The sequence below is a fragment of the Faecalibacterium sp. DFI.5.82 genome (genome assembly GCF_029076575.1).
Lineage (GTDB): Bacteria > Bacillota > Clostridia > Oscillospirales > Ruminococcaceae > Faecalibacterium > Faecalibacterium duncaniae.
The window spans coordinates 1-303 of sequence record NZ_JARFIS010000679.1; the positions used below are offsets into that span (position 1 = coordinate 1).

General features: G+C 62.7%; 1 protein-coding gene. It reads right to left on the reverse strand.

Going from position 1 to position 303, the window contains the following annotated elements:
• Nucleotides 1–96: 96 nt before the first annotated feature.
• On the reverse strand, nucleotides 97–303 hold a 207-nt coding region (locus P0G09_RS18420; protein ID WP_275253396.1), incomplete at its 5' end, for a topoisomerase DNA-binding C4 zinc finger domain-containing protein.

A 303-nucleotide genomic window follows, 5' to 3' on the forward strand; every position in this document is an offset into this window, starting at 1 on the left:
CGGAGAGGGCGAGACAGTTTATCGGTTTGATCAATCCTTCTTCGGCACCGGCATCTCAAAGCCGCAGCCCTCTTTTGCGCAGTAGAGCTTGGAGCCCTAGCGGAACAGGGTGGAGCCGCACTTTTCGCACTTGGTGGGCACCGGGGTATCCCAGGTCATAAAGTCGCAGTCGGGGTAGCGCTCGCAGCCGTAGTAGATGCGGCCCTTGGCGCTCTTGCGCTCCAGCATCCGGCCCTTGCCGCTCTTGGGGCAGACACCGCCGGTGTCCTTGACCAGACGCTTGGTGCCCCGGCACTCGGGGAA